This is a genomic window from Micromonospora echinofusca (assembly GCF_017614955.1).
Taxonomy (GTDB): Bacteria; Actinomycetota; Actinomycetes; order Mycobacteriales; family Micromonosporaceae; genus Micromonospora; species Micromonospora echinofusca_A.
Genome location: NZ_WVUH01000051.1, coordinates 1 through 20,893 on the forward strand (window position 1 = coordinate 1; position 20,893 = coordinate 20,893).

Here is a 20,893-nt window from a genome sequence, read left to right on the forward strand (position 1 = left end):
GGCAAATACGCCGCCCCCGCCAACAACACCCCCACCACCGCAACCACCTGCGCCGCACCCTTAGGCAACGACACACCCACCAACTCACCCGAACCCACACCACCGGCCCGCAAATCAGCCGCCAAAACCACCGCACGCCGATACAACTCACCAAACGTCAAAACCCCACCATCAGCAAAAACCGCCGGACGCTCCGGCGAACACAACGCCTGAGCCACCAACCGGTCCTGCAACAAACCACCAGGAACCACACCACCGGTATCGTTCACCGACGCCACCAACGCACGATGCGACTCCGGCAGCAACTCAAGCGCCCGCCCCTGCCACGCCTCGTCGTCGCCCGCGCACAGCCGGTCGAGGAGCGTCCGGTAGGCGGTGAACATCTCGGTGACCGTGTCCGGGCGGAACAGCTCGTCCACAACGTCCCACTGGTACTGAAGCCCGTCACCGACCTCGATGAGCTGGTGGTCGAGCACGACCTGCGGGGTCTGCGAGACGCCGTACACGTGCTCGCCCAGCCAGGACAGCGGCAGCTCCGCGGTGCCGTCGGCGCTCTGGCCGCTGGCACTGGAGAACACGACGGGGGCGAGCAGGCCGGCGTCCGGACCGTGGCGGCGGGCCAGATCGCGCAGCACCCGGACACCGTCGTAGCCACGGTGCTCGAGGTCGCGCCACAGCTGCGCCTGTAGGCGCCGGGCCACGCCGGCCAACCCGTCCGCTTCGGACAGGTCGACCTCCAGGAGGGTGACCGAGGTGAAGTCACCGATGACCGAGCCGATCTCCGGGTGCAGCGGAAGCCGGTTGAAGGTCGGAAGGTTCAGGACGAACCGGGCGCGACGGCTCCACGCGCCGAGTACGGTGGCGTAGGCCGCCAGCAGCACCGCCGACGGGGTGAGCCCTTCGGCGGCCGCGATCTCCAGGAGCTTCTTCCACTGCGCGCCGTCGAGTCGAGCGTGCCGCCGGGTGAACCGGGGTGGCCCGGTCAGCGACGCGGGTGCCCGGTCCAGTGGCAGGTCCGGACCGGGAGGCAGGGTGTCCAGCCGGCCCTGCCAGTACTCCCGGGCGGCCGTGTCGTCCCCGTCCCGGGCGGCGAGGACGTAGTCGCGGAAGGTGACGGGCACGGCCGGCAGGTCGACCTCCGGCCGCTCATAGAGGTGGCGCCACTCGCGGGAGAGCAGATACAGGCTCCACACGTCGAGCACCAGCAGGTCGAGGCTGACGTGCAACCGGTCGACGCCACCGGGCAGGCGGGTCACCCGGATCTCGTACGGTGGCCAGGTGTCCGGGACGAACGTCTGGTGGGACAGCTCGGCACGGACCTCCTCGGCGACGGCGTTGGCCCGGCCGGGGTCGAGGTGGCGCACGTCCCGTACCGGGAACAGCGGGACGTCCACCCTGGCCTGGACGCTCTGCACGCCCTCGGCCGAGACCACCGCGCGGAGCATGTCGTGCCGCTCGACCAGGCGGCACCAGGCGGCGTGCAGCCGGTCGAGGTCGAGACCGGAGCTGTCGTGCTCGGCGTAGAAGTGCGTGGCCACGCCCCCGAGCGGCAGACCGCCGGATCGACCGACGAGGTAGGCGTGTTGCAGCTCGGTGAGCGGGAACGGCTCGTGGCGCCGCTCGGGTGCCGGCACCAGCCGCACCTCGCCACGGCCCGAGGGGTTGCGGTCCGGCTGGCCGGACGTCGGCTGCCCCGTAGGGTCGTCCCCGTCGGCCGGCGTCGAGGCCAGCTCCGCGACGGTCATCCCGGCCAGCCGCTCGATGGGCACCAGGCTGCCGATGTCGGCGACCAGCGCGGCCCGCAGTCTGATCATCGCCATGGAGTCGAGCCCCACCCGGATGAGCGGTACGTCGAGCGGGACCGCGTGCGGGGCTTCGCCGATCAGCTCGGCGACCCTGCCCCGGATCCGGTCGGTGGGGTCGGTGGCCCCGGTCGTGGCGCCGGTCGTCCGGGTGGCGTGGTTCCACGGCGTGAGCGTGCCTTCCAGGTAGGACTGTCGGCAGGCGCGATGACGGACCTTCCCGGTGGGGGTCAGCGGAATCTGGCCGGGTGGTACGAGCAGCAGGGCGTGCGGTTCGACGTCGTGCCCGCTGATCACCGCGCGGCGCGCCCCGGCGGCGAGTGCCTCGGCATCCGCCGGCGCGTCGAGGGCGGCGGCGACCACCAGTGCCTCACCGTCGTCGGTGTCCACGGAGAAGGCCGCCACCGGTGCCCTGGACAGCCGTGGATCGGCAGCCCGTACCGACGACTCGATGTCGTGCGGGACGAGGTTGCGCCCCCGGACGATCACCAACTCGTTGAGCCGGCCGCAGACGACCAGCTCGCCCTCGTACGTGAACACCAGGTCCCCGGTCCGGTAGAAGGGCCCGGTACCGTCGGCCAGGCAGGCGTGGAAGGTCGCCTCGGTCTGCTCGGGTTTGCGCCAGTACCCCTGTGCCACGGAGGGCCCGCGCAGCCACAGCTCCCCCACCGTCCCGGGCGGACACGGGGTCCGCGTCTGCGGGTCCACGATCCGCGCGTCGAGGCCGATCCCGGGCGTCCCGCAGGCGACCAGTTCCACACTGCGGCCGGCGGTGCCGGCTGGGACGACCTCGCGTCGCTCCAGCGCCGCCGCGTCCACGGTCACCCGCCTCGGCGCACCGGGACCGTGGTGGGCGCAGCCCATCATCACCTCGGTCGTGCCGTACCCGGTGAACCAGGCCGCCGGATCGAATCCGGCGGACGCGAACCGGGCGGTGAAGTCGTCGAGCACCCGGGGCCGGATCCGTTCCGAGCCGATCACCGCGACGTCCCAGTTGGTCAGGTCCAGCCCGTCCGGTGACACGGTCGCGGTCGCCTGCTGATAGCCGAAGGGCGGCGCACCACTGAGCACCTTGCGCCCTGCGGACGAGGCGGCCGACACGGCGCCGAGCCAACGGGCCGGGTCGGCCAGCACGTCCTCCGGGGTGAACAGGTCCACCGCCCCGTCGAGGTGCGGGCCCATCAGTACGAAACTCAGCCCGAGCACGTGGTGCGCGGGTACCCAGGTCACCACGTGCGAGCCGCCGGGCAGCGCGACCCGCTCGGCGAGCACGTCCACCCAGGTGGTGAGCGCCCGGTGAGCGACGGCGACCCCCTTGGGCGTTGCGGTGGAGCCCGAGGTGTACTGGAGGAGCGCCAGGTCGTCGGCACCGCCTCGGGGCGCGACCCAGGAGTCGCCGTCCGCCGGGTCGAGCCGGTCCAGCTCCACCCACCGCACCGTCGGCGCGTCGCGCCACAGCGGACGCGCGACCGCAGCCACGTCGGCGGTGGTGACGATGGCGTCGATCTCCGCGTCCCGCGCGAGGTCGACGAACTGGGTGCGCCCGTCCACCGGGGGCACCGCCGGCACGGCGCAGGCACCGGCGTACAGCACCCCGGCGAAGGCGACGAAGAAGTCCGCTCCCGAGGGCAGCAGCACCAGCACCCGCGAGCCCGGCCGTAGCTGGGCGGCGACCGCGCGGGCGCCGGCGTCCCAGCCGCCCCTGGTCAACAGGGTGGGCCGCGCACCGTCGAAGGTGATCGCGGTCCGTTCCGGTGCGCTCAGCGCGTACGCGCGCAGCCGGTCCACGAGCGACCAGGTCATCGGATCACACTCCCGCCGCAGTTCCGGCTTCCGGTTCGGTCGCCCCGGAACGTTGCCAGTGGCCGCCTGCGGGCGACAGGTCGTCGGGGTCGGCGTACCGAGCAGTCCGTCCGGGCTACCCGGACGGGTAGCTGCGGACCGGGCAGCGGGACGTACGTTGGCCGGGAGCCGAGACCCGGAAGGAGCTGGTCATGGGTGGCGATGGGCGGATGCCGAGCGTGCTCGAACTCGTCTTCGGATACACGGCGGCCAAGATGATCGACGTGGCAGCGAGGTTGAACCTGGCCGACCACCTCGCGCACGGCCCGCGCACGGTCGCCGACCTGGCCGCCGTCACCGGCGCGCACGAGCAGTCGCTGTACCGACTGCTGCGCGGGCTGGCCTGCTTCGGCGTGGCCGAGCAGACCGGGCCGGACACCTTCGCGCTGGGTCCCCTCGGACAGCAGCTGCGCTCGGACACGCCGGACTCGATCCGCTCGATGGTCATGCTGCTCTGTGCCGACGAGACCTGGCGTAGCTGGGGTGAGCTGGAGTACAGCGTGCGTTCCGGGCAGCCCGCCTGGGACCAGGTCAACGGGGTGTCCAACTTCGAGTTCCTGGCCAAGAACCCGGAGAAGGCGGCGGTGTTCAACGCGGCGATGGCGGAGTTCACCCGGGCCGCCGCACCCGGCATCGTCGGTCGGCACGACTTCACCCGCTACGGCACGATCGTCGACATCGGCGGCGGCGACGGCAGCCTGCTCGCCGAGGTGCTCAAGGCCGCTCCCACGACTCGCGGCACCCTCTTCGACCTGCCCGCCGGGCTCGCTGAGGCCGCTGGCACGCTGGAGGCTGCGGGGGTGGCCGACCGGGTGACCGTCACCGCCGGAGACTTTTTCGCCTCGGTACCGAAGGGCGCGGACGCCTACCTGCTCAAGAGCGTGCTGCACGACTGGGACGACGAGAAGGCCGCGCAGATCCTGCGGGCCTGCCGTCGGGCGATGGCGACCGATGGTGTGGTGCTGGCCGTCGAGCCCGTGCTGCCACCCCTGGTGGCTGGCCCGGCGGCTGTCGGTGTGGTGATGAGCGACCTGAACATGCTGGTGAACACCGGCGGCCGGGAGCGGACGCTGGCAGAGTTCCGCGCCCTGTTCACGGCGGCCGGGCTGAACCTGGTGGCGGTGTCCGGCCAGGACGCGGACTTCTGTGTGCTCGAGGGCCGGGTGGCCTGACGTGTCGGACCGCAACGCGCTCGTCGTCGGCGCCGGCATCGGCGGTCTGGCCGCGGCCTGCGCGCTGGCCAGCGTAGGGTGGCAGGTCGCCGTCTACGAGCAGGCGAAGGTCCTGCGTGAGGTGGGCGCCGGGCTGTCCATGGCCCCCAACGCCGTACGGGCGATGGAGTGGCTCGGCCTCGGACCGGCGTTGCGGGAGCGGGCGCAGGGGCAGGGCATCGGGGTGCGGCGGAGGTCCGGGTCGTGGCTGGTGAGGCTGACCGACCGGGACCTGACCGAACGGTACGGCAACCCGATGTACGCCATGCACCGCGCCAGCCTGCACCAGCTGCTGCTGGAGACCGCAGTCGGAGCCGGCGTACGCGTCCACACCGGTCGGCGCGCCCGGTCGGTCCGCCCCGACCCTGCGGTGACCTTCGAGGAGACCGTGTGCGCCGATCTGGTGGTGGCCGCTGACGGGGTGCACTCCCGGCTGCGCTCGGCACTGTTTCCCGACCACCCGGGTGCCAGCTACGCCGGCTACGTGTGCTGGCGTGGCATCGGCTCGGTAGCGGCCGGCTCGCGGTTGGCGCGGCCTGCGGTGTGGACCGACAGCTGGGGTCGGGGTGTGCGGTTCGGCTCGGCGTTGCTGGTGGACAGTCGGGTGTTCTGGTACGCCAGCAAGGCCGGCCCGGAGGGCGCCTACGCCGGACACACCCTCGCCGACGTGATGTCGATCTTCGACGGCTGGCACGAGCCGGTTCGGGCGCTGATGGCCTCCAGCAAACCCGGCACCATGCTGCGCAACGACATCTACTTCCTGAAACACCCGCTGCCGTCGTTCGTCGCCGGTCGGGTCGCGCTCCTCGGTGACGCCGCGCACGCGGTCACCCCGGACATCGGCCAGGGCGCGTGCCTGGCCATCGAGGACGCGGTCATGCTGGCTGTCGCCCTCTCCTCCTGGAACGACGTGGACGACGCGCTGCGCGACTACGACCTCACCCGTCGGCCGCGGACCCAGAAGCTGGCGCGGATCTCCGGCGGCTCGGCCCGCGTGCAGCAGGCCAGCCACCCGGTCAGCGCCGGCCTGCGGGACGCCGTGGTCCGGCTGATGCCCAAGCGGGCGTACCTCAGCGCCGGTTCGGAGGCGTTGTCCTGGCGTCCGCCCGAACCGGCCCGTTGGTGAGCAACCACCACCGGTGCCCGGGCGCGGCGCGTACGCGGCGATGTCCCTGCCGACCCGGGATCACCGGTCGTTGGCACGGTGCTGCCCAGCGGCGTCTGCCGCCTCGCACCGATCCGTCACCCGTACGTCGATCCGCTCTGGTACTGCAACCTCCACCACCCGGCGGGAGCGGTGCCGCGACCGCCGGCCGGGCGGTAGGGGCGCCGACGCCTGTCTAGCACCGGCTCCTGATCACCTTCGCGGTGTACTCGGCATCGACGGTGACCCCCATGATCAGTGAAGACGCCATGGTGTGCAGGAAGGGCAGGCCGAGGAAGTACAGGCCCGGCTCGCCCGCCACGACGCCCCGGTGGTGACGCGGCTCGCCGGTCTCGTCGAAGATCGGGAGCTTGATCCAGCCGTGGTCCCGGGTGAAGCCGGTGCACCACACGATCGACGCGGGCCGTACCACCGCCCCGTCGTCCAGCTTGGGCTGCCCATCGACGACCCCGTGGAGCCGACCGACCCGGCGCACCCCGGCATTCGTGACGTCCTCGGGGGTCAACCGGACCAGCGGGGTACCGCCGCCGGTGGCCTTTGCCGCGATCTTACGGCCCCACGGGGTGTCCCGGGTCATCGCCCGGTTCATCATCTTGTACACCGGGCCACCGAGGTTGAACGGGAACTTGCCCACGTCCGGCCCGGCCAGCCAGACGTCACGGGTGGCAGCCAACTCGATGGCGATCTCGGCGCCGGAGTTGCCCGCGCCCACGACCAGCGCCGGTCCGTCGGGCAGCTGGGTGGGGTTGCGGTAGTCGGCCGAGTGCACCTGAACGATCCCGGGGTCGAGTTCGTTCGCCACCGCCGGGACCCTCGGTTCACCGGTCGGGCCGGTGGCCACCACCACCTGGCGGGCGACGAACTGGATCTCTCCCGCAGTGGCGACGTACCGGTCACCCTCGCGGGTGAGGTGGTCGATCTCCACGCCGAGGCGTACCGGCAGGTCGAACCGCCGTACGTAGTCGACCAGGTAGTCGGCCATCTCGTTCTTGCCCGGTATGTGGTCGGGGTCACCGGGAAATCGCGTACCGGGCAGGTTGTTGTGCTTCGCCGCAGTGAACAGCCGCAGGGAATCCCACCGACGACGCCAGGACTGACCGATTTCGTGGCCGCCGTCGACGATGAGCGTGTCCACACAGGACCGGTTAAGATAGTGCCCGACGGACACCCCCGCCTGACCGCCGCCGATCACGATTACGTCCATGCTCTTCTCAAGCATCGCGCTGCTCCTTCCGTTCACAGACATCCAGGAAACCGGGCTCACGTATTGATGATCTTGAATGCACAGACCCCCGACACCCGCATTCTCGTGTCGACCTCCAGGTTAGTTCGTCATCGATTACGGAGGGATGCCCTAAGACCATCCTGCTGAAGATTCCTGCAAATCCGTGAACTGCCACGAACCACCGTTACGAGGCGCCCCGGCATGATTCACAATCTCTCCCCCGTCCACCAGACCCTGATCGCGGACACACCGCCCTTCCGAGGCCCCTTCATCGGGCGCGCCCGGGAGATGCGGCGGTTACGCGCCCTGCTGCGGTCCACACGGATGCTGACCCTGGTCGGTCCGGGCGGTGCCGGGAAGAGCAGGCTGGCCGTGGAGCTGGCGCGCCGCTCGACAGGGGACGAAACCGTCCGCGTGGTCGAGCTCGACGCGTTGCGTGACGAATCGATGATGCACACGGCGGTCACCCTCGCGATGGGCGGGGGGCCGGCCGCCGGCCCCGCAGCCGCCATCGGGCGACGCCGGACGTTGCTCGTACTCGACGGCTGTGAACACCTGGTCGACGCGTGCGCCGAGCTGGCCGCCGACCTGCTGCGCCGCTGCCCGAACCTGTGCATCCTGGCCACCAGTCGGGAGAACCTACGGGTACCCGCCGAGGTGACCTTCCGGGTCGGCGGGCTGGAACTGCCCGCCCCCCAGGAGCGGCCCGCCGACCGCGCCGCCGCCGTCCGGCTGTTCGCCGAACACGCCGAGCGGCACCGCCCCGGCTTCCAGCTCCGCCGGGCCAGCGCCACCGTGGCCGAGATCTGCCGCCGCCTGGACGGGTTGCCCCTCGGCATCGAGCTCGCCGCCCGGCAGCTGACGGTCATGTCACCGGACAAGGTCCTCGACGCGCTGGACGACCAGCTCGCGCTGCTGGCCGTACCGGAGCGCCGTGGCCCGTGCCGGCACCGCCGGATGTACAGCACCGTCGGCTGGAGCTACCGGCTGCTCGACTGGGACGAGCGTGTCGTGTTCCGTCGCCTGTCGGTCCTCCCCGGCGGCTTCGACGCGGAGACCGCGAAGGCGGTGTGTGCCGGCCCCGACATGCCGGCCGGCCGCGTGCTGCCGGTGGTGTGCTCGCTGCTGAACAAGTCCCTGCTCACCACCCGCACCGACCATGACGGCGACCGCGGCCGGTTCTACCAGTGGGAGTCGGCGCGCGCCTACGCCCTGCACCAGCTCGCCGCGACCGGCGAGATCAACACCGTCCGTAAGCAGGCCGCCGAGTGGTTCGGCCGACAGGCCCAGTCGCTGTCCGAGACCCTCTTCTTCGCCGACCCCGAGTTGGACCGTCTCCGCCACGAGCCGGCGAACCTCGCCGCCGCCGCCGACTACTACACCCGCACCGGCGACTCCGAGCGGCGCACCCTGCTGACCGTCGCGCTCGCCCGGATAAGCTGGCAGCAACGCCGCCACGCTTCCGCGCGCAAACTGCTGGCCAGCGTACTCCCGCTTCGGCTGAGTCCCCGCTACCGCAGCGAGGCCCTCGTCTGGAACGCGCTCGGGGCCTGCGTGCAGGCCGAGGACGTCGACGCGTTACCACTGGCCGAACAGGCCGTACGGGTCGCCCACGACAATCCCGCCAGCCTGGCAAAGGCGCTGGACGCGCTCGGCTTCGTACGGATGAGCCGGCGCGAACTCACCGAGGCGATCGAGACCTATCGGGACTGTCTCGACGTGGTGCGTCCACTCGGTCGGCCCCTGGACACCGCCAAGTGCCAGCACTGCCTGGCCTGGGCACATCTGCTGCAGGGTGAACTTCAGGAGGCGGAGCGGCTGCTGGACGAGGTTCTACCGGTCTACCGCGCGCTGGCTCCCCGGCGCTGTCAGGTGACCGCGCTGACCACCCTCGGCGCCCTGCGCCTGACGCAGGGCGACCAGTCCGCCGCCACCGGTGTCTTCGAGAGGGCGCTGCGGATCAGTCGGCCCGACGACGACGTCGCGCTGGACGTTGTCGACGGGCTGGCCCTGGTCGCCGCCGCACGGCTCGACGACTATCGGGCGGTGTGCCTGGCCAGCGCCGCCGAGGCGCTCCGCGACCGGCTCGATCTCACCACTTCTCCGCCGTGGCGCTCCTGGATAAGCGACGCGACCGACCGGGCCCGGACCCGGCTGGGCCGGATGGCCGACGCTGCGGCCGACGCCGGCCGCTCGCTCAGCACCGACGAGCTGCGCTCCTACGCCCTGACGCCCACCACCACCGTGGACGGGTGCGGCTGTGCCGGCCACGCCGACATGTCCCCCGGCAGCGCAGGCGGTGCCCGGGACACCGACCGGGACGACCCGCTCAGCCAGCGCGAGGTGCAGATCGCCCGGCTGGTCGCTGGCGGGCTCACCAACCGGGAGATAGCCGAGCAGCTCGACGTCTCAGTCCGTACGGTGTGCACCCACCTGACGAGCATCTACAAGAAGCTCGGGCTGCGATCCCGGACGCAGGCCGCCGTCTGGGCCGTACGGCAACCGCAGCTGATCCCGGCACCGGAGGTCAGCCCGGTGGCGCTGCCGAACCCGGTCACTCCGAGCTGACGGGTACGGCCGCCGTGAGGACCTGCCAAACATGCGGCGCGGAATTCCAGGGGGAGCGGCCAGAACGCGGCGGCCGACCGCCGAAGTACTGCTCGAGCGCCTGCCGGCAGCGAGCATTCCGGCACCGATCGGCGAACCGACCGATGAGCCCCCAGTCGTACGCCTGGCAGCTGCCCGAGCCGCTGGACAGCCTGGTGGGCCGCGAGCAGGAGCTACGCCGGTTGCGTACGTTGCTGCCATCCCACCAGCTGATCACGCTGGTCGGGCCGGGTGGGGTCGGCAAGACGCGGCTGGGCACGGAGCTGGTCCGCAGTATGCCCCGCGGTCGGGTCGAGCTCGCGTTCCTGGCCGAGCTGGACGGCGTACCCGATCGGGGCCTGCCGTTGCGGGCCATGGCCGAGGCGCTCGGACTGGGCGAGGGGGCAGCCCAGCGGGACTGGGAGGCGCTGGCGGAGGTGATCGGCGAACGCCGAATGGTGACCGTGCTGGACAGCTGCGAGCGACTGCTGGACTCGTCCCTCGCGTCGGTGGGGTCACTGCTGCGCCGCTGCCCCCGGCTGCGGATCGTGGCCACCAGCAGGGAGCCGCTGCGAGTGCCGGGTGAGCTGGTCTTTCCGGTCGAGGCGCTCTCATTGCCCGATCTCGGGTCCGACCTCAACCGAACGGCGGCGCTGCGTGCGGACGCGGTGCGACTGTTCGTCGCGCGGGCCCGGTGCTGCGATCCCACTTTCGAGCTGACCGACGACAACGCCGGCACGGTCGCCGAGATCTGCCATCGGCTCGACGGGCTGCCGCTGGCGGTCGAACTCGCGGCCCGGCGAATCGGCGCGCTGCCGCCCGAGGGGGTCCTCGCGGCGCTCGACGACCAGCTGGCGCTGCTCACCGACGGCAGCCGCACCGGCCCGGATCGGCACCGCGAGCTGCGCGCCGCCGTCCGATGGAGCTCCAACCTGCTCACCCAGCGGGAGAAGATGGTGTTCCGACGGTTGTCCGTGCTGGTCGGCGGGTTCGACGTCGCCGCGGCCATCGCGGTCTGCCAGGACGGCACCCTGCGGTCGGCTGAGGTGCCCGGCATCCTCCGCGCTCTGGTGGACAAGTCGTTGGTGGCCCGGGTAGGCAGCAAAGGCGGCCCGATTCGATACCGGCAGCTCAACGCGTTCCGCGCCTACGGCGGCGAACTGCTGGCCACGTCCGGGGAACTACCGGCCACCCGCGATCGGGCGGCCGGTTGGCTGGCCCGGCTGGCCCGGCCGATAACCACCACCCTGTGCGTGCGCGGTGTGCTGCTGCGCCGGCTACGCGAGGAGCAGGAGAACCTGACCGCCGCGCTGCGCTTCACCGCCGCCCAGACCGCTGCACACTCAGGTGCCGTGAAGCGTGACCGGCACCTGCTGCTGGCCATCGCGCTCGCCCGGGTCTGTCAGGAGCAGGACCGCCCGGCAGCCGGCCGGGCGGTCCTCGCCGAGGCGCTCGACCGGGTGTCCGAATCGGCGTTCCGAGGCGAGGCACTCGCCACCGCGGCGGCGCTCGCCGCCCGCCAACACGACCTCGGCCCGGCACTGCGGCTGGCCGAGGAGGCGGTGTCGGTGGAGCGCGCGTCGGGCCGACGGCTCGGCCTGGCGAAGGCACTCGACGCGCTGTCGTTCGCCCACCTGTGCCGAGGCGAGAACGCGCTGGCGGCAGCCGCCCAACGTGAGTGCGTCGCGGTGACTGTCGCGTCCGGCCGCGTCCTCGACATCGCCCTGGCCCGACACAACCTGGCCTGGCAGTTGTTGCAGACCGGGGAGCTGGTCGAGGCTGAGAAGCTGCTCAAGCTGGCCCTGCCGGTGTACCGCAGGCACCGCCCGTCACCGCGTGCACACGCGGTCGGGCTGCACACCGCCGGCCTGCTGCACCTGATGCGGGGCGAGCTGGCCACCGCCGAGAAGTACTTCATGGAGGGTCTCGGCCAGGCCCCGGCGGACAGCGTCGACGGCGCACCCCTGGTGGAGGCGCTGGCGATCATCGCGGTGGAGCATGGCGCCCCCAGCCGGGCGCTGCGCCTAGCCGCTGCGGCGGCCGCCGCCCGGCGCCGGCATGACGTGGCGCCGACACCCGACTGGCACCGCCGGGTATCGGTGGCGATCGAGATGGCCCGCCGCCAGCTGGACGGACCAGCGGCGGAGGTGGCGACAGCGGACGGCGAGCGGCTGCGCGGGGACGTGCTGCGCTCCTACGCGCTGCGTGGAGTGAACGGGTCGGGCGAAGGCCCACGGCGGGCGAAGCAGATCCTGACCGAGGAGGAGCTGCGGATCGTCTCGTTGGTCGCCCAGGGCGCGACCAACCGGGAGGTCGCCGACGAGTTACGGCTTTCGATCGGCACGATCAAGGCCCGGCTGACCCACATCCTGGACACGCTCGCCCTGAAGTCGCGTACCCAGCTCGCGGTGTGGGCGGTCAGGCACCCGGGTGGCGACGACGAGGTTTCGTAACGCGGCAAATCGATCGACCTCTCTACGATGCGCGATCGGGCCCCCCGGACGGACACTCACGGTGGTGCGTGACTGGTCCGACGAGAGGACAGACAGTGACACGTCAAGCTGGAACCAACCGCTACAGCATCGTGGAGCCCACCTTCGGGGCCATCCGGCCCGGCCTCGACGACTTCGGCTGGTCGATCGGGGTGGCCCACCGCGACGAGCTGATCCGGACCGGCCTGGAGTCGTTGGCGTCCGGACTGGGGCAGGTCCGCAAGCTGGAGTCGCACGCGGACTGGCCGGGCCTGGCCGAGCGGTTGTGCCCGGAGTCCCGACCGGACGTACTGATCGTGGAACACGGCATGGTCCGTGGCGACGAGTCACGGATGGCGGCGGTGAAGAAGGTCAAGTCACGGATAATCCTGCTCCTGGAGACCGCAGAGAACATGGAACTCGCCGCCGCGGCCCCGCTGGCACCGGACGGTTTCCTGGTCGAGCGGGGACTGACCTCCTCGATCCTCGCGTCGGCGGTACGACAGACCATGTCCGGGCTGGTCCCGATGGCCCCGCAGGTCGCCAGCGGGATGCTCGCCGAACTGAAGAACCCCAACCGGATCTCGGTCCTCGGCCTCAACCAGCTGACCCCACGCGAGCAGGAGACGCTGGGCCTGCTCGTCGCGGGGTGCAGCAACAAGCAGATCGCCAGCCGGCTCGGCATCAGCATCAACGGCGCCAAACGGCACGTGGCCAACGTGCTGGCCAAGCTGAACTGCCCGAACCGGACTGTGGCCGCAGCGGAAGCAGTACGGCTGGGCGTCATCTGAACGGCCTGCCCGGGCTTGCCGATCGGACTCGGGGTGACGGGCTGAAGCTGACCAGGCCGCCGGGAAAGGCTCCCGCGCTGACCTGCGACCAGGTGGCCGAGTCGGAGCTGGGCAGTACCAAGGCGCGGTACAACAACTATCCCGACCCGATCCCGTTGAGCGAGGGGCGGGCGCTGGGCCGGTGAGGACGGCGTGGTGGTCGCCCTACAACCGCAGGGCCGGCCAGGCTCAGGTGGTCTACCTGACCCGCCCCGACGACGCCTCGATGGTCGAGTCGGTGATTGAGCGGACGGGCACCTACCGGCTCATCGACGGCAAGCTGGAGGAGATCGGGTACGTCGACGAGCCCCCGGCCCGTAACTGGACGACGAGTGAGGTCCGAGGTCCGGGCGTTTCCTGCTGCCACGGCAACCAGGACAGGGCGACCGGGTCGTAGCCGGCGTCCAGGACGGACAAGGGCGGGGTGCGGCACCCGCTACCAGGACATCAACCGGTTCACCGCTGATGACCTGATTGCCATCGGATTCCTGTCGGTGAGGGTGCCGGCCACCACCACGCGGATCGTGCTGCGGGACCGCACCACCGAACTTGCCGACCTGCTCGCCCAGGTCGAACCGGATCGTGACCTGGTCGATGTCGACCAGCCGATCGATCACAACTGGCCCGCGTGGCGGCTACATACTGCACTGACATCTATCCCATGGATCAAACGAACCATCGCCGGCAAACTACTCGCACGGAAACGTCCCCGGCTCCTACCCATCTACGACCGGTACGTAGCGCAGGTGACCGGCTGCGAGGCAGACCATTGGCAGCCGTTGCGGCGGGCGCTGCTGGCTGACGACAGGGCTTTGCACCACCGTCTGCTGCGGTCACGGGATGCGCTCGGGTTGCCGGCTGAGGTGAGCGCGCTGCGGATGCTGGACGTGATCTGCTGGATGGAAGGCCGAGACGGCGGCAAGCCCCAAAGTTGATCTGCGGGTGGACAACACTGCCACCAAGATTGACGGTTGCTTTATTGAGCCATTTCCATCGATGGCGCCGTGGGGGCAAGGTCACCAGGCCCGCGATGCTCCGCGGCGATCCTCCCCAAAACGCAAGGATCTTGCCGCTCTGTAGCATGCCGCGCATGTATGCGCTCTACGCCTGGGGAAACTTCATCAGCGAGGTCGGACTCGACCGGCGGCCGGCCTGGCTCGACCCGGCGGTACTCCGCGGCGAACAACAGGTCATCGACGAAAGCCTGATGATCGGCGACACCGACACGCTACTGGTCGATGGTCCTAGCACTCTCTTCGAGATCGATGACGACGAGAACCTTGTGCCTGGTAGTGCGCTCATCGGCCGCGACCTCAGCGGTGTCAAGTGGCGGGTCTCCCGCATCCGGGCAGCCACCGACGGCACCCGCGAGGACGCCCTGCGCATCGTCGCGGCGATCGAGGAGGATGGCGACTACTACGAGGAAGATGAGCGGCACGAGTACAACTCGGTCCCGGTCGGCGAGATCGTCACCCTCTGGGAAGACGCTCACGGCCAGTGGACGCTGGCCCTGGTCGAGCTCTGAAACAGGGTGACCGCAGACGGCCAGTCGGGTCCGAGCAGGGCGGCCAGCCAGGATATGGGCCGTTACCTGCGCTTCCGCAGCCCTGGCCCGCTCCGTTCGGGTGTCCGTTTCGAGTGGGTCGCCGGGGACTCGAACCCCGAACCCTTCGATCCAACAAGGAGAAGGAAGCACCGCCATGACCGCACCGGCGGCGAGCGGCAGCACTACTCAGTCGAATGCTCTGCCAGTTGAGCTAGCGACCCAGATGTCGATCATCGCACCGACCGGGTTCGCACCGCCATCCGGTTCCGCGAGTCGTCACCGGGAGGCACCCGGGATCAGGCGCGCGTGTAGGTGAGGTCGAAGTCCTTCCGCCAGGACGCGCCCCCGTCCTCGGACGCCTCCCAACGGCCGAGGATCCGGTCCGTCTCGACGTCGGCGACGAAGCGTTGGTGGAAGTCCGGGTCCGCGCGGGTCAGCGTCCAGCGTCCGTCGCCGAAGGTCATCGAGAATTCCCGGCAGACGCCACGGTCGTCCTGATAGAGCGCGACGAACCGGTCGTTCGCGTCGCTGCGGCCGAGGACGAAGCTCATCTCGGAGTGCGGGTGCCCGCCACCGCCGAACTGCGACCGCGCGACCAGTAGAGACTCCCCGAGCCATTCGACCGTGGTGACACCCGGCACCTCGGTGCCCGGCGGCTCCAGGAAGAACGCGTCGGAGATCGTCGTCGTCCACACCCCGACGAGGCCGCTGAGCTTCCCCATCTCGGAATTACGCATCGTTTCTCCGATCGGTCCGACCTGGCCCGACGCCTCGGCGAGCGAAACCAGCCTATGGCGCGCGGAACCGGCCGCCAACGCGCCGGGCCGGTCGGGACCGATGACCGGATCGGGGTACCCGCCCGCCGCGTGGCTCTGCGGGCGATTGATCGGTACGGCACGGAAACCGCGCCTGGTCTTCACAATCCGCGCAGGGCTGCCGCATAATTCGCTGTCCCCCTTCGGCAGGGAGGTCGGATGGAGTCGGCAGGCAGGCATTTCGACGCGGCGACCAACCGTTGGTACCTACTGCACAAGGTCGTCGACGAGAACGGGATCACGGAACGGACCCGGCTCTACGACGACGGGGAAATCACGGTCGACCAGATCGGGCCGGAAAAGCGCGACCACTTCCACAACGTGGATTCCGCGCGGTTGGACCGCAACGCTGACGAGTTCACCCCGGCCTACCGGCGCCCGGCCGGGCCCCGCGCGACCACCCGCCCGACGTACGACGCCAACGCCCTCGCCCGCAAGCTCGAACTGGTGACCGAAGCCGAGTCCCTGGCCGAGAGCCGGGACGTACGGGCCGCCCGGGAACGGGTACGGACGCTGTTCGACCGTTGGAAGACCGAGGCACGGCTGGACCGGCAGACCGACGACGAACTGTGGCGGCGGCTCACCACCGTGAACGAACGCCTCAAGCAACGCGCCGCAGAGGAACGCGCCGCACGCGAGCGCGAACGCGCGGCGGCTGCCGCAGTGAAGCAACGGCTGGTGGACCGGGCCGATCGGTTGGCCCGGTCCACCGACTGGAAGGCCACCGGGGACGAGTTCCGCACCCTCATGAACGAGTGGCGTGCCGCACGTAAATGCGACCGGGACACCGAACAACTATTGTGGGATCGCTTCCAGCGAGCGCGGACCGCCTTCGTCGACGCCCGCACCCGGCACTTCGAGCAGATCAAGCAGGCCCAGGATCAGGCGCGAGCCGCCAAACAGGAGCTGGTGCGCCAGGCCCGGTCCGTCGCGGAGAGCGGGGACCTGAAGTCGGCCCGCGAGTCGATGGCCCGGCTGAAGGAACGATGGAAGAGTTCGCCACGGGCGGCCAAAGCCGACGAGGACCGGCTGTGGAACGAGTTCTCCGCCGCCCGGGACCGCCTCCACCAGCGCGGCGAGACCCTTCGGCGCCAGCGGGAGCAAGAGGAGACGACCAACCGGCGACGGAAAGAGGCCCTGTGTCACCGGGCTGAGATGCTTGCCGGTGGCGGCCCGGACTGGCGGGCGGCGAAGGAGCAGCTCCGCGCCCTTCAGCAGGAATGGCGGACCGTCGGTCGGGCCGGACGTGATCATGACGACGCCCTGTGGAAGCGGTTCAGCGCCGCAGGCGACCGACTTCGCGCCAACGCCGCCCAGGCAGCCGAGCAACGCAGACGTGAAGCATCGCAACGCCTACAGGACGCCATCTTCCGACGGCGCCAGGCCGCCGCAGCGACCCAGGACCGGATCCACGACCTGGACCGCCGCCTTTCGGAGCTTCGTGGACGCCCCGACCCCAAGTGGAGCAACCCGAATCGCTGGGAGATCGTGGCCAAACGATCAGCGGCCATCTCCAATGCGGAAAACAAGAAGGCCGACCTCCAGGGTCGCCTACGCGAGATGTGGAGCCAGATCGCGGACATGGAGTCGAAGCTGCGCAGCATGAACTGACCGCGCGGCGGGGCCGTCGCGCTCGGGCTGAAGGCACGGCACCCGGGCCGCGACGCGGTGCAGTGGGGCGCTGGCGGAGGCGCACTACGCTGCGGCCGACTTGACCGAAAGGAACAACCATGCGCAGGACACTGCTGCCGCTGGCCGCGCTCGCCCTGGTCCTCGTGACGGGCGGATGCAGTATCGAGATCAACGACGGCGCCGCGTCGGGCCCCGGCGACACCACGGTGCCGTCGGACTCGCCGGTGACCGACCAGCCGTTCGGCGATGGCAGCAGCGAGCACGACAACGTCTCGCCCCCGGCCGGGCCGCCCGGGAAGGTTCCCGCGCTGACCTGCGACCAGGTGGCCGAAGCGGAGCTGGGCAGCACCAAGGTGCGGTACAACAACTACCCCGATCCGATCCCGTTGAGCGAGGGCCGCTGGGCCGGTGAGGACGGCGTCGTGGTCGCCCTGCAACCGCCGTGCGCGATCGGCGACCTGACCGGCGACGGTGCTGCCGACGCGGTACGCGCGGTCATGCTCGACGGTGGCGGGACGGGCAAGTTCTGGGGTGTCGTGCTCTGGCGCAACGTCAAGGGCGCCCCGGCCTATGTCGGCACGGTCGACATCGGCGACCGCACCCCGATCGAGGAGATCACCATCGGTGCCGGTCAGGCGCAGGTGGTCTACCTGACCCGACCCGACGACGCCTCGATGGTCGAGCTGGTGATCAAGCGGACGGGCACCTACCGGCTCATCGACGGCAAACTGGAGGAGATCGGGTACGTCGACGAGCCGCATTCCTAGTCCGCCTCGACCCCGGGGACTCCCGCACCCTGGGGACTCCCGGAAACGATCGTGGTGGCGCCCGGACACTTTCCGGGCGCCACCATGGGATCGGCCCGGGTCAGGCCGGACGGTCGAACTCCCCGGCCCGGGTCGCCGCCACGAAACCGGCCCACGCCCCCGGCGCGAACGTCAGCACCGGACCCTGCCGGTCCTTGCTGTCCCGCACCCCGACCACCTCGGCGAAACCGGCCACCTCGACACAGTCGCCGTCGCCGCCGGACCGGGACGACTTGCGCCACAACCCGTCACGCACCATGGTTCATCTCCTTCGCTGTCGCCGCGATCAGCTCCCGGGATTCATTGTGGTCGAGGGCCCGCTCGTCGAGCGACCGCCAAATCTGCTCATAGGTCTCGATCTCATGGGACCGGTCGAGATAGACCGCGCCGCACGGGCCGTCCATGTAGATGGTGGTCGGCTCCGGCTCCCGGACGTCGATCGGGAAATCCAGCATGGTGAAGGTGCCGGCCGACAGCCCACGGAAGAGCGGGACCGTGGTGGGCAGCACCCGGATCCGGACGTTGGGCTGCTCCCCGATGGTGACCAGGTGGTCGAGTTGCTCGACCATCGCCGCCCGGTCACACAGCGGCCGGCGCAGCACCGCCTCGGCCAGGATCACGTCGAGCTGCGGCGCCCGGGGCACCATCCGGACCAGCAGCCGCTGCCGGCGCAGCCGGACCTCGGCCCGGTCCCGCCGCTCGACCGGGCCCATCGTCGGATGGTCGGTGGCGATCACCTCGGTCATGTACGGCACGGTCTGGAGCAGACCGGGAATCAGGTTCACCTCATACTTGCGGATCTTCGTCGCGGCGGCCTCCAGGCCGACGTAGAGCTTGAACCAGTCCTTGACCGCCTCACCGTAGCTGTGCCACCAGCCGTGCGCCTTGGTCTCCCGGGCCAGGGAACGCATGGTCTCGATGGTTTCGGCTGACGCACCGTAGACCCGGCACATGGCCTCCACGTCATTCGGGTGCATCGACACCTGGCCGGTCTCGTAACGCCAGATGCGCGGTGCCGACCACTCCAACTCCTTGGCTGCTGCGGTCACCGTGACATACGCATTTTCGCGAAGCTCTCTCAGATATCTGCCGAGTTGCCTACGCGGGACGGTGCTGCCTGCGTCGTCCACGTCATCTCCTCTACTGCCGTTGCGTAAGGCTCCTCATCCCTTGGGCCACATCCTCGCGGAGAACATTGCTTCAGGCCAGAACCGAAACAAACATGTTCGACAACCCACCGGGAAAATGCGGTGGTCACGCCAGGGGTGGGGATCGTCTCCCCCGTCCTCATCTCCGGATTCCCACCCCTGGCACCCCAGTGACAATTACCGGGAGGCAGTCGTGCGCAATTACGGAAATCATCGAGCGGACCGGGGCGTGCCACTCGGGCTGGTGCACCGGCGGAACTGGGCACGCTGGGGGCGGTACTGCATCTGCGGGCTCCGGTGGCGACACTGCCCCGACCGGGGTTGGCAGGTACCCCGGGAGGAGCCGCCGCCACCGGGCCCCGGCTGGCGTCCGGCGGACCCCCGCTGGAACGCGCGGACCGCGACCTTCTGGGTCGGCCGCGCCGGGCTGGTCACCCGGGGCCAGGCCGACCGCTGCACCCGGGCCCAGGCCGAGCGCTGCACCCGGGCCCCGGCTGAGCGCCGCACCCGCCGGAGCCTGCGGTGACCAGCGCCGAACCGCTGGTCACCGTCGGGGAGGTGGTGACCGTCGCCGAGGCGGACTACTGCTACGGCCGGGGCACCCTGCGGCTGCGGATCACCGAGGAGCCGGTCGGCCACCCCGCGCTGGAATGGATCGAGCTGACCGGCCTGGAACAGTGGAGCTACGGCGGACGGTGGCACGACGGGCGGCCCCGGACCGCGCTGGTGCGGATCGCCGCGCTGCGCGCCGACCCGGCCCGCCAGGCCGAGCGCGGTGCCGGCCGTGGCGCGTGACCGGCTGCTCGGGTGGTTGCGCCAGCATCAGCCGGTACGCCCGCTCTGGCTCTGCCGGGCGTGCGCCGCCGCCTGGCCCTGCCCGGCCGCCCGACTCAGCCTGCGCATCGAGTACGCGGACAACCGGGTCGGGTTGGCGATGTACCTGTGCGGGCTGATGCACGACGCGATCACCGACCGAACCCGGGTCCAGCCGACGCCCTCGGACGATCCACAGGAGATCTTCACCCGGTTCATCGCCTGGACCCGCAGTGGCTGCACCCACTGAACCTTTCCGCGCGACGTTCCGGCTGTTGAAGTGCACTGGCCGGGCGAGGGATGCCAGAAACGGTGGCGACTTTCGGGGGTGCGCACCGTGTGAGGGTGCGATACCTGAGAGTCATAATTATGACTCTCAGGTATCGCAGAGACAACCGGCTGTCGACCTCGGCTCCACCTCAACGGGTGATTGACTCAAGCCATCTCCGCGCAGCCACTTTCTCCTGCTGCGGCGTTCCTGGCGAGTTCACTTTCCAGAAAGCGAGTTCGCGAAGGCCGGCGATATTCCGGAATCCGTCTACCAGGACAACGCCGATCGAGGAATTCCCTGACATGCCGAAGGCAATGATGTCCCCGTCCAGTGACAACATGACGAACTCCGGTGCGCCGAACCCGCTACCAAGTGCGGCCGCAGAACCTGCGCCCATGACGTCCCAGGATTCAGCCAGCCTGACGTGCGCCCACCACCAGTCACTCTCACCTTCATGGGCCTCTATCGCAACCAGGAACTCTCGGTCATCACCGAAAAGCCCTCCCGCCTGACAAAGGTCGAGCCAGCCGTTGTTCGCCCTGGTCACAAAATCCGGAATATCGCTGTCGACGACCAGTCTCGGCCATGTTCCAGACTTTGGCGGGTATCCCGGAGCAAGGGTAGCCAGCGCCGGCGGAATGAGGGGACGTTCCGGGCTCACCAGCCCCAGAAAGATCAGGCCAGCGGCAGCAAGTCGCCCAGAGTGACGCTTTTGTTCCATCTCTATTGA

At 70.2% G+C, this 20,893-nt stretch carries 19 protein-coding genes and 1 tRNA gene; 13 read left to right on the plus strand and 7 right to left on the minus strand.

The genetic code is table 11. The features are described 5' to 3' along the window. Positions 1 to 3,605 (minus strand): AMP-binding protein (locus GSF22_RS08830; RefSeq protein WP_208812734.1); only part of this gene is annotated, 3,605 nt, incomplete at its 3' end. Between the two features lie 191 nt (positions 3,606 to 3,796). Between GSF22_RS08830 and GSF22_RS08835 the strand changes: the two genes are divergently transcribed. Next, positions 3,797 to 4,816 carry a methyltransferase gene (locus tag GSF22_RS08835; protein WP_208812735.1) on the plus strand — a complete coding sequence of 340 codons (1,020 nt, stop codon included), beginning with the start codon at positions 3,797 to 3,799 and terminating at the stop codon, positions 4,814 to 4,816. A gap of 1 nt (position 4,817) precedes the next feature. Continuing rightward, positions 4,818 to 5,981 carry an FAD-dependent monooxygenase gene (locus GSF22_RS08840; protein ID WP_208812736.1) on the plus strand — a complete coding sequence of 388 codons (1,164 nt, stop codon included), beginning with the start codon at positions 4,818 to 4,820 and terminating at the stop codon, positions 5,979 to 5,981. 214 nt (positions 5,982 to 6,195) lie between these two features. Here the strand turns inward: GSF22_RS08840 and GSF22_RS08845 are convergent, their stop codons facing one another. Beyond that, positions 6,196 to 7,239 (minus strand): flavin-containing monooxygenase, encoded by a 1,044-nt coding sequence (locus GSF22_RS08845; RefSeq protein WP_208812737.1) that lies wholly within the window; start codon positions 7,237 to 7,239, stop codon positions 6,196 to 6,198. Positions 7,240 to 7,446: 207 nt separating this feature from the next. Between GSF22_RS08845 and GSF22_RS08850 the strand changes: the two genes are divergently transcribed. The 6 genes from GSF22_RS08850 to GSF22_RS08875 all read left to right on the plus strand — a co-directional run bounded on the left by GSF22_RS08850 (position 7,447) and on the right by GSF22_RS08875 (position 14,657). After that, positions 7,447 to 9,813, plus strand: a complete 2,367-nt coding sequence (locus tag GSF22_RS08850; RefSeq protein WP_208812738.1) for a LuxR C-terminal-related transcriptional regulator — start codon at positions 7,447 to 7,449, stop codon at positions 9,811 to 9,813. Positions 9,814 to 9,956: 143 nt separating this feature from the next. Beyond that, on the plus strand, positions 9,957 to 12,284 hold the full coding sequence (locus tag GSF22_RS08855; RefSeq protein WP_208812739.1) for an ATP-binding protein: 2,328 nt from the start codon (positions 9,957 to 9,959) through the stop codon (positions 12,282 to 12,284). A 95-nt stretch (positions 12,285 to 12,379) separates the two neighbouring features. After that, positions 12,380 to 13,093, plus strand: a complete 714-nt coding sequence (locus tag GSF22_RS35635; RefSeq protein ID WP_208812740.1) for a helix-turn-helix transcriptional regulator — start codon at positions 12,380 to 12,382, stop codon at positions 13,091 to 13,093. A gap of 181 nt (positions 13,094 to 13,274) precedes the next feature. Then, positions 13,275 to 13,529, plus strand: coding sequence for a hypothetical protein (locus GSF22_RS35640; protein WP_208812741.1), 255 nt, complete (start codon positions 13,275 to 13,277; stop codon positions 13,527 to 13,529). Continuing rightward, positions 13,465 to 14,067: a DUF6308 family protein gene (locus GSF22_RS34600; protein ID WP_307803843.1), complete on the plus strand. Its 603-nt coding sequence runs from the start codon at positions 13,465 to 13,467 to the stop codon at positions 14,065 to 14,067. The genes GSF22_RS35640 and GSF22_RS34600 overlap by 65 nt, the downstream gene beginning before the upstream one ends. A gap of 155 nt (positions 14,068 to 14,222) precedes the next feature. Continuing rightward, complete coding sequence (locus GSF22_RS08875; RefSeq protein ID WP_208812743.1) at positions 14,223 to 14,657, plus strand: hypothetical protein; 435 nt, start codon at positions 14,223 to 14,225, stop codon at positions 14,655 to 14,657. A gap of 114 nt (positions 14,658 to 14,771) precedes the next feature. Here GSF22_RS08875 and GSF22_RS08880 read toward each other — a convergent pair. Both GSF22_RS08880 and GSF22_RS08885 read right to left on the minus strand, forming a co-directional pair. Continuing rightward, positions 14,772 to 14,899: transfer RNA gene (locus tag GSF22_RS08880), tRNA-OTHER, on the minus strand. A 75-nt stretch (positions 14,900 to 14,974) separates the two neighbouring features. Further along, positions 14,975 to 15,415 (minus strand): hypothetical protein, encoded by a 441-nt coding sequence (locus tag GSF22_RS08885; protein ID WP_208812744.1) that lies wholly within the window; start codon positions 15,413 to 15,415, stop codon positions 14,975 to 14,977. 237 nt (positions 15,416 to 15,652) lie between these two features. Between GSF22_RS08885 and GSF22_RS08890 the strand changes: the two genes are divergently transcribed. Then, positions 15,653 to 17,104 carry a DUF349 domain-containing protein gene (locus GSF22_RS08890; RefSeq protein WP_208812745.1) on the plus strand — a complete coding sequence of 484 codons (1,452 nt, stop codon included), beginning with the start codon at positions 15,653 to 15,655 and terminating at the stop codon, positions 17,102 to 17,104. A 119-nt stretch (positions 17,105 to 17,223) separates the two neighbouring features. Beyond that, positions 17,224 to 17,892 (plus strand): hypothetical protein, encoded by a 669-nt coding sequence (locus GSF22_RS08895; RefSeq protein ID WP_208812746.1) that lies wholly within the window; start codon positions 17,224 to 17,226, stop codon positions 17,890 to 17,892. A 100-nt stretch (positions 17,893 to 17,992) separates the two neighbouring features. Here the strand turns inward: GSF22_RS08895 and GSF22_RS08900 are convergent, their stop codons facing one another. After that, the gene (locus tag GSF22_RS08900; RefSeq protein WP_208812758.1) at positions 17,993 to 18,175 is read right to left on the minus strand and encodes a DUF397 domain-containing protein; all 183 of its coding nucleotides are present in this window, start codon (positions 18,173 to 18,175) and stop codon (positions 17,993 to 17,995) included. Positions 18,176 to 18,179: 4 nt separating this feature from the next. Beyond that, positions 18,180 to 19,061 (minus strand): helix-turn-helix domain-containing protein, encoded by an 882-nt coding sequence (locus GSF22_RS08905; RefSeq protein ID WP_208812748.1) that lies wholly within the window; start codon positions 19,059 to 19,061, stop codon positions 18,180 to 18,182. Positions 19,062 to 19,272: 211 nt separating this feature from the next. On the opposite strand from GSF22_RS08905, the gene GSF22_RS08910 reads away from it, so the two are divergent. The 3 genes from GSF22_RS08910 to GSF22_RS08920 are packed head-to-tail and all read left to right on the plus strand — an operon-like array spanning position 19,273 to position 20,142. Further along, positions 19,273 to 19,605, plus strand: coding sequence for a hypothetical protein (locus tag GSF22_RS08910; protein WP_208812750.1), 333 nt, complete (start codon positions 19,273 to 19,275; stop codon positions 19,603 to 19,605). After that, positions 19,602 to 19,874: a hypothetical protein gene (locus tag GSF22_RS08915; RefSeq protein ID WP_208812752.1), complete on the plus strand. Its 273-nt coding sequence runs from the start codon at positions 19,602 to 19,604 to the stop codon at positions 19,872 to 19,874. Before GSF22_RS08910 ends, GSF22_RS08915 begins: the two co-directional genes overlap by 4 nt. Then, positions 19,864 to 20,142 carry a hypothetical protein gene (locus tag GSF22_RS08920; RefSeq protein ID WP_307803845.1) on the plus strand — a complete coding sequence of 93 codons (279 nt, stop codon included), beginning with the start codon at positions 19,864 to 19,866 and terminating at the stop codon, positions 20,140 to 20,142. Before GSF22_RS08915 ends, GSF22_RS08920 begins: the two co-directional genes overlap by 11 nt. Positions 20,143 to 20,311: 169 nt before the next feature. Here GSF22_RS08920 and GSF22_RS08925 read toward each other — a convergent pair whose 3' ends face one another. Further along, entirely contained in the window at positions 20,312 to 20,884 is a 573-nt protein-coding gene (locus tag GSF22_RS08925; protein WP_208812754.1) for a hypothetical protein, read from the minus strand. Between the last annotated feature and the right edge of the window lie 9 nt (positions 20,885 to 20,893).

Bases quoted from the DNA above. Each gene is read 5' to 3' on its own strand.
- GSF22_RS08855 (WP_208812739.1), top strand. From the start codon at position 9,957: ATGAGCCCCCAGTCGTACGCCTGGCAGCTGCCCGAGCCGCTGGACAGC.
- GSF22_RS08895 (WP_208812746.1), top strand. From the start codon at position 17,224: ATGCGCAGGACACTGCTGCCGCTGGCCGCGCTCGCCCTGGTCCTCGTG.
- GSF22_RS08845 (WP_208812737.1), bottom strand. From the start codon at position 7,239: ATGCTTGAGAAGAGCATGGACGTAATCGTGATCGGCGGCGGTCAGGCG.
- GSF22_RS08875 (WP_208812743.1), top strand. From the start codon at position 14,223: ATGTATGCGCTCTACGCCTGGGGAAACTTCATCAGCGAGGTCGGACTC.
- GSF22_RS08850 (WP_208812738.1), top strand. From the start codon at position 7,447: ATGATTCACAATCTCTCCCCCGTCCACCAGACCCTGATCGCGGACACA.
- GSF22_RS08835 (WP_208812735.1), top strand. From the start codon at position 3,797: ATGGGTGGCGATGGGCGGATGCCGAGCGTGCTCGAACTCGTCTTCGGA.
- GSF22_RS08890 (WP_208812745.1), top strand. From the start codon at position 15,653: ATGGAGTCGGCAGGCAGGCATTTCGACGCGGCGACCAACCGTTGGTAC.
- GSF22_RS08925 (WP_208812754.1), bottom strand. From the start codon at position 20,884: ATGGAACAAAAGCGTCACTCTGGGCGACTTGCTGCCGCTGGCCTGATC.
- GSF22_RS08885 (WP_208812744.1), bottom strand. From the start codon at position 15,415: ATGCGTAATTCCGAGATGGGGAAGCTCAGCGGCCTCGTCGGGGTGTGG.